The sequence below is a fragment of the Azoarcus indigens genome (genome assembly GCF_004361735.1).
GTDB classification, from domain to species: domain Bacteria; phylum Pseudomonadota; class Gammaproteobacteria; order Burkholderiales; family Rhodocyclaceae; genus Azoarcus; species Azoarcus indigens.
Map to the genome: position 1 here is coordinate 1 of NZ_SNVV01000050.1, position 3,779 is coordinate 3,779.

3 protein-coding genes and 1 pseudogene are annotated in these 3,779 nt (G+C 65.6%); 1 reads left to right on the forward strand and 3 read right to left on the reverse strand.

Translation table 11 applies throughout. The annotated features are described in order from the left end of the window. Positions 1 to 129: 129 nt before the first annotated feature. Positions 130 to 1,140 (reverse strand): FecR domain-containing protein, encoded by a 1,011-nt coding sequence (locus C7389_RS24500; protein WP_133595283.1) that lies wholly within the window; start codon positions 1,138 to 1,140, stop codon positions 130 to 132. Continuing rightward, entirely contained in the window at positions 1,137 to 1,637 is a 501-nt protein-coding gene (locus C7389_RS24505; RefSeq protein WP_133595284.1) for a sigma-70 family RNA polymerase sigma factor, read from the reverse strand. Before C7389_RS24505 ends, C7389_RS24500 begins: the two co-directional genes overlap by 4 nt. A 126-nt stretch (positions 1,638 to 1,763) precedes the next feature. On the opposite strand from C7389_RS24505, the gene C7389_RS24510 reads away from it, so the two are divergent. After that, positions 1,764 to 2,363, forward strand: coding sequence for an IMPACT family protein (locus C7389_RS24510; RefSeq protein ID WP_133595285.1), 600 nt, complete (start codon positions 1,764 to 1,766; stop codon positions 2,361 to 2,363). A 298-nt stretch (positions 2,364 to 2,661) separates the two neighbouring features. Here C7389_RS24510 and C7389_RS24515 read toward each other — a convergent pair. Continuing rightward, positions 2,662 to 3,543: pseudogene (locus C7389_RS24515) on the reverse strand (IS5 family transposase); the annotation flags it as partial. Positions 3,544 to 3,779 lie beyond the last annotated feature (236 nt).

Sequence of the window (3,779 nt, forward strand, 5' to 3'; positions counted from 1 at the left end):
TCAAGGTCATCAAGCGCATGGCCTACGGATTCCGCGACTCAGCCTATTTCTTCCTGAAGATCAAGGCCGCCTTCCCCGGAAAGGCGCGATGAACCAAAAAAAGGCCCAAAGCGCCCAGGCGGGAGCCGCTCAAACCGGCCCGACGGTGACCCAGTACCGGGTGAAACGGGCAACCCGCACTGGCAGCCGCCGTTCCAGCGAAGCCAGCACTGCCTCGGTGGGATCGCCGCCAACAAGCGGCCACACGCCGGTGATGCGCAGCGCCGCCACCTCTGGGGCGCAACGCAGCCGGCCGCTGCGGTAACGCGCCAGGTCGGCGATGAAGGCGTCCAGGCGCATGCTCTGGGCGCTGATCGCCCCCTCCGTCCACAACAGCGCGACCTCGTCCGCAAGCTCCGGCACACCGCCACCCGCCTGCGCGCGGCCGAAGCGCAAGGCCTGCCCTGCCCCCACCAGCACCGCCGCGCCTTCATCCGCCGGGCTCACCATCACCGCCCCTTCGACCACCACCACCCGGGTGCCCGCGCCGCCTTCCTCCAGCCGCACACCGAAGCGCGTTCCCAACGGCTGCATGCGGCCATCCGCGCTGTCCACCCAGAACGGCCGGCCGGCATCGTCCCGCGCGGTGGCCACCATGATCTCGCCACGCCGCAACAGCACGCCGCGCTGGCCGGCATCGAAGCGCAGATCCACCGCGCTGGCGGTGTTCAGCTGCAGCAGGCTGCCATCCTCCAGCACCACCTCGCGGCGCTCGCCCACTGCCGTAGACAGATCCGCCAGACCGCCAGCGAGCGCGCGCCCCCAGTCCGTTTCCCGCTGCAGCAGTGCCAGCGCCACAGCACCGCAACCTGCCCACCCCAGCGTCTTCAACGCCCGCCGTCGCGGCAAGGCCGCCGCCCGCGCCAGCGCGCCGCGCGCCAGCGGCGGCGGCAAATGTACCCGGCTGCCGCGCAGGAAACCGCCCATCTTCTCCATTCGTGTCCAGGCGCGGGCATGCTCCGGCGACGCCTCGACCCAGCACGAAAAGGCCCGCTCGTCCTCCCTCGTCTGAGTACCGGAAGCAAGCCGCACATACCACTCCACCGCCTGCGCCAGCACCGCCTCATCCACCGGGGCCTCACCGTCTTCAAGTGCATTCATGCGTACATTGCCCGGTAACAACTCGCCACCGCGCGCGTCATCGCCTTCTGCACCACATTGACACTGAGCCCCAACCGGACCGCGATCTGCGGGTAAGTCAGGCCATCGAGCTGGGAAAGCAGAAATATCTCGCGCACCCGCGCGGGCAGCCCATCCAGACAACGGGATATCTCCTCCAGCGTGGCCAGGATCAGTTGCCGCGTTTCCAGCGAAGGGGCCACGGGCTCGGGCTGCGCCGCCAGCGCCTCCAAATAGGCCTGTTCCAACGCCTGCCGGCGCCAGTGGTTGGCCACCAGACCGCCCGCCACCGTGACGAGAAAAGCGCGCGGCTCGCGGATCTCACACGGCTGAGGCTTGCCCAGAATGCGCACGAAGGTGTCCTGCGCCAGGTCGGCGGCATCCGCGGCGTTATCGAGCTTTCTGCGCAGCCAGCCGTATAGCCAGCCATGATGATTGCGGTAGAGGGCGTGCAGATCCTGCTGCACCGGCGTATCCACGGGCGGCACCGGGTCTCTCGGGAGGAAAGGAATTGTTAAGAATGAGAATACATCTCAATCCAAACCAAGCCAAGCCTCGCCCCCCTCGCGAACCTGCCCCGCCCGCCTGCCGTTAAACTGCCGCGCATGCCGCAGACCCTCGCCGCCCCCTCGCACAGCGAACGCCTGATCAAGAAAAGCCGCTTTCTCGGCTGCGTGCAACCAACGGCCAACCGCGCCGAAGCCCAGCGCATCGTTGCCGCGCTGCGCACCGAACATCCGGGCGCGGCCCACGTCTGCTGGGCCCTGCTTGCGGGCGGCCAGTCCGCCGCGGTGGACGACGGCGAACCCAGCGGCACCGCCGGCCGCTCCATGCTCGATGTTCTGCGCCACCAGGACCTGGAGGGGGTGCTCGCCACCGTGGTGCGCCATTATGGCGGCGTCAAGCTCGGCGCGAGCGGCCTCGTGCGCGCTTACACCGACACCATCGCCCAGGCCCTGCTCAAGGCCGAGCGCATCCCCATCGTACGCCGCCAGACCTTCCACTGCCGCCTGCCGTACGCGCTCGAGGGGCGGCTGCGCCGCGAACTGGAACTCGCCGGCGCCGAGATCGAACAGATCGGCCACGCGGCAACGGTGGACCTCGTCTTCAGCATCGGCGAACACGACGCTCCCGCCCTGCTGCAACGCCTGCAAAACGCCACTCAAGGCAGATTGGAGTGGCCTGGAGCCCAGCCCGCCGGCTGAAGCCAGACGATGACACCCCCGGCGGCGCAAGCTTCACGGGTGTGGCGCCAGGCAAGAATCCGGTGCTCCCTGCTAACAGGTCGATGCAAAAGCGCTGAACACCGCGCCAGCGGAAGGGAGCAGGCTGATTTTCATGGTGACTTCGTCGAGAGAATTGAATTTCCAATTCAATTCGGGCTGCAAAGGCAATTCGCCGGGGGGGCGCGTCGCCGCCCCGTTCACCTGCCCGGATCACGCTGCCGCTCCCGAATCGCTCAATTTCGCGATTCTCAGCAGGTTGTATGCGGCACCCGAAATCATCGAGTCCAGGCGTGTTGTGATTTTCGATTCGGGCGATATGCGGACGGACTCGATGTTCGCGGAGATGCGCGACGAAATCCTTGGCGTAGTAACCCTTGTCGGCGCCCAGCGTCTTGGGATGGATACGTCGGCGCCGGGCGCGCGTGAGCATCGAGCGCGCGGCGCGGTGTTCGGCCTGGGTCGATTCGGTCACCAAAATGTCGACGCACAGGCCATTGCGGTTCTCCATGAGCACATGCCCGCCGTAGCTCAGTTTGGCCGGCTGGCCGTTGCCTTTCCTCATGAGCCGCGAGTCTGGATCGGTGGTGCTCTGGTGGGTGGCGTTCGAGCGCTTCTCGCCTTTGAAGTCGACCATCCCGGTGCCGTCGCCGCCGTCCTTCGGCGGTTCGCCATCCTTGCACTTGAAGCTTTTGAACGAGGCTCACGCTTCGATCAAGGTGCCATCGACAGTGAAATGATCCGAGGACAAAAGCTGTTCCCGGTGGGCCAGGCTGACCACTTCGTCAAAGAAGCGGCGCGCAATATCGGTCGCAACCAAGCGTTCGCGCAGTCGGCTGAAATTGGACTGATCCAGGCTCGCCCTTTCGAGATCCATGTCGAGAAACCAGCGAAAGAGGATGTGGTAGTCCAGTTGCTCGCAGAACTGCCTATCGGAGCGGCTCGAGTACAGCGCGATCAGCAATTGCCCCTTGAGCAGGCGCTCGGGCGGAATCGAAGGCCGCCCCGTCTCCGAGTACAAGGTGTCCAATTCCCCCGAGATCGCGCTCAGCGCTCGATCAGCCAGTTTCTTCACCTTGCGAAGCGGATGCTCGGCCAGCACACGCGACTCCGGCGAGAAGTAATGGAACATTGAGGATTGGCAAGCGAGTTGGCCGCGCATCGCCGTCGGGACGGGAGGTTCGGGGACGGATCTATGGCTACCGACTTTCCGGTTCGTTCACCGGGTTCTGCATCACCCTGTTAGATGCCACTTAAGGAACCGCTGATTTATTCGTCCGCCACCAGCCCGGCTGGCGGAGTACCTTTGAGATAATGGCGGCTGCTGGGCCACGACGAGACCTCAACCGATGCAATCGAGCTTTTCCGACCTGGAGTACGCCGCCAAGAAGAAGCAGA